Below are 3,341 nucleotides of genomic sequence, written 5' to 3'. Positions count from 1 at the left end.
GGCGTCACGATCAAGACCGCCGAGGTCGATGCCGACCATATCGACGCGACCGCGGCGCTGATCCGCTCGATCGGCGCGACGCATGTCGTGAACCTCGCGCTCCCCTATCAGGATCTCACGATCATGGAGGCGTGCCTGTCGACCGGCGCGCATTATCTCGACACCGCCAACTATGAACCGCGCGACGAGGCGAAGTTCGAATATCATTGGCAGTGGGCGTATCAGGACCGCTTCAAGGATGCTGGCCTCATGGCGCTGCTCGGCTCGGGCTTCGATCCCGGCGTGACGAGCGTGTTCACGACCTGGCTGAAAAAGCATCATTTCGAGCGCATCGACACGCTCGACATTCTCGACTGCAACGGCGGCGACCATGGCCAGCATTTCGCGACCAACTTCAACCCCGAGATCAACATCCGCGAAGTGACCGCGGTCGCGCGTCACTGGGAAAATGGCGACTGGGTCGAAACCCCGCCGATGTCGGTGAAGCAGCAGTTCGATTTCGAGGCGGTCGGCCCGAAGACGATGTACCTCATGTATCATGAGGAGATCGAAAGCCTCAAAACGCACCTCCCCGAAATCCAGCGCATCCGTTTCTGGATGACCTTCGGCGAGGCGTATATCACGCACCTCACCGTCCTCCAGAACGTCGGCATGACGCGCATCGACCCCGTGATCTACGAAGGCCGCGAGATCGTCCCGCTGCAATTCCTGAAGGCCGTGCTCCCCGAACCGTCGAGCCTGGGCGAGACCACCAAGGGCAAGACGAATATCGGCGTCATCGCAACCGGCCTCGGCAAGGACGGCAAGGAAAAGACGCTCTATCTCTACAATATCTGCGATCACGAGGACGCCTATGCCGAAACGGGCAACCAGGCGGTCAGCTACACCACCGGCGTGCCCGCGATGATCGGCGCCGCGATGATGGTCACGGGAACGTGGAGCGGCAAGGGCGTGTTCAACATGGAACAGATGGACCCCGATCCCTTCATGGACATGCTGAACAAACATGGCCTGCCGTGGCAGGTGAAGGAACTCGACGCGCCGCTGGATTTCTGATCGCGTCAGACACCCAAATTTTGTCATTCCCGCAAAAGCGGGAATGACAAAGGGTAAGGCACAAAGGGGACGAAGTGACCGCCTATCTCGCGCCGATCGGCCTCCTGTTCGTCTCGAACATCTTCATGACCTTTGCCTGGTATGGCCAGCTTGGCGCGGTTTCGCGGCCGATCTGGCTCGCGGTGCTGATCGCGTGGGGGATCGCCTTCTTCGAATATTGCCTTGTCGTCCCCGCAAACCGTATCGGCTACGGGGTTTATACTGCCGCCGAACTCAAGACCTTGCAGGAAGTCATCACGCTGGTCATATTCGCAGGGTTCGCGGTCTTCTGGCTCGGTGAGAAGCTGACCGTAAATCATCTCGTCGGCTTCGGTCTGATCGCGGCGGGGGCGTTTTTCATCTTCAAGGGACCGATTGCGGTCTGACAGGAACAGTAAGCGACATGGAAACCCGTGCCGGCGATCCCGGAGCCTTTGCCCGCTTCAACCTCAGCCGCGTCCCCTCGCCCGCCTTCGTCGTCGACGCGGCGAAGATACGCGCGAACCTCTCGGTGCTGCGCCAAATCGGCGACGCGTCGGGCGCGCGCGTACTCGCGGCGCTCAAGGCTTTCTCGATGTGGCCGCTCGGCTCCACCGTCACCGAATATCTCGATGGCGTCTGCGCCTCGGGGCTCTATGAGGCGAAGCTCGGGCGCGAGGAATATGGTGGCGAGGTCGCGACCTATTGCGCAGGCTACAAGGAGGCCGATCTTCCCGAAATCGCGAAGCTGTCCGACCATCTGATCTTCAACTCGCCCGGCCAGATCGCACGCTTCCGTCCGCTGCTCGACGAGCTTCGCACCAACGGCGAAAGCTTCGACATCGGTCTGCGCATCAATCCGATGCACAGCGAAGGCGAGGTGGCGAAATACGATCCAGCCGCGCCATGCAGCCGCCTCGGTTTCCCGGTGACCCAGCTGCTCCCCGAGCATATGGAAGACATCGACGGTATCCATATGCACAGCCTGTGCGAACAGGATTTCCCGCCCCTCGCGCGCACCTGGGACGCGGTGCAGCCGATGCTCCGCCCCTTTTTCAACCAGCTCAAATGGATCAACTTCGGCGGCGGCCACCATGTGACGCGCGCCGATTATCAGGTCGACGATCTGATCGCCTTCCTGAAACAGGTCCGCGCCGCGACCGACTGCGATGTGATGATCGAACCCGGCGAGGCGATCGCGCTCGACGCGGGCATCCTCGTCGGCGAGGTACTCGACCTGTTCGACAATGGAATGCCGATCGGCATCACCGACATTTCGGCGACCTGCCACATGCCCGACGTGATCGAGGCGCCGTACCGCCCCGCGATGCTGGGCGAAGGCAGCGAAGGCATGCCGACACGCCTCGGCGGTCCCTCGTGTCTCGCGGGCGACGTCATCGGCGACTACCGCCTGCCCGGCGGCGCGCGCATCGGCCAACGCTTTGCCTTCCTCGACCAAGCGCATTATTCGATGGTGAAGACGAACAGCTTCAACGGCGTTCCGCTGCCGTCGATCTGGCTGTGGGACAGCGAGAGCGACGCACTCAAACTGATCCGCGAATTCGGTTACGAGGATTTCAAGACGCGGCTGGGGTGATCTCCGCCAGCGCCTGATGGATGTCGCTGACCACCACCGATCCTTCGCCGACCGACGAGGCAACGCGCTTCACCGATCCCTTGCGGACGTCGCCGACGGCGTAGATGCGCGGCCAACTCGTCTCGAACCGGCTCGGCATGCGGTCGAGCGACCAGCCCGCCTTGACGAGTTCGAGCGGCGCGATGTCGGTGCCCGTTTTCACAAAGCCGCGCTCGTCGCATACCATTTCCTTGGGCAGCCAGCTCGTGTTCGGGCTCGCGCCGAGAAAGAGGAACAGGAAACCGCAATCGCAATGCCCCTCGTCCCCGGTTTCGCGGCAACGATAGGTGAGCCCCGCCAGATGCTCTTCGCCGTATAGCGCGACGACGTCGGTCGCCGGGATGATCTCGATATTCGGATGTTCCTCCAGCCGCTTGACCAGATATTCGGACATCGTCTCGCGCAGGCTGCCGCGACGGAAAATAACATAGACCTTCTTCGCGACGCTCGCGAGATAGATTGCGCCCTGCCCCGCCGAATTGCCCGCCCCGACGATCGTCACCTCGGCATCGCTGCACAGCTGCGCCTCCATCGGCGTCGCGCCATAATAGATACCGCGGCCTTCATAGGCCTCGATCCCGTCGATCGGCAGACTCTGGTACTTCGCGCCGCTCGCGACGACCACCGCGCG

The 3,341-nt window shown here is 62.1% G+C and carries 4 protein-coding genes; 3 read left to right on the top strand and 1 reads right to left on the bottom strand.

The annotated features are described in order from the left end of the window. The 3 genes from VJ811_RS06475 to VJ811_RS06465 form a co-directional block, all read left to right on the top strand. Window positions 1-1,056: saccharopine dehydrogenase family protein (locus tag VJ811_RS06475; RefSeq protein WP_324071442.1), on the top strand; the 1,056-nt coding region annotated here is incomplete at its 5' end. A 74-nt stretch (window positions 1,057-1,130) separates the two neighbouring features. Continuing rightward, on the top strand, window positions 1,131-1,481 hold the full coding sequence (locus VJ811_RS06470) for a DMT family protein (protein ID WP_324071441.1): 351 nt from the start codon (window positions 1,131-1,133) through the stop codon (window positions 1,479-1,481). 17 nt (window positions 1,482-1,498) lie between these two features. Next, complete coding sequence (locus tag VJ811_RS06465; RefSeq protein ID WP_324071440.1) at window positions 1,499-2,671, top strand: carboxynorspermidine decarboxylase; 1,173 nt, start codon at window positions 1,499-1,501, stop codon at window positions 2,669-2,671. On the opposite strand, the gene VJ811_RS06460 is transcribed toward VJ811_RS06465, so the two are convergent. Further along, window positions 2,652-3,341: NAD(P)/FAD-dependent oxidoreductase (locus tag VJ811_RS06460; protein WP_324071439.1), on the bottom strand; the 690-nt coding region annotated here is incomplete at its 5' end. The genes VJ811_RS06465 and VJ811_RS06460 overlap by 20 nt on opposite strands.

It is taken from the genome of Sphingopyxis sp., assembly GCF_035250425.1.
Taxonomy (GTDB): domain Bacteria; phylum Pseudomonadota; class Alphaproteobacteria; order Sphingomonadales; family Sphingomonadaceae; genus Sphingopyxis.
Note: the sequence above shows the minus strand (reverse complement) of the source record. Positions and strands in the feature narration are given on the sequence as shown.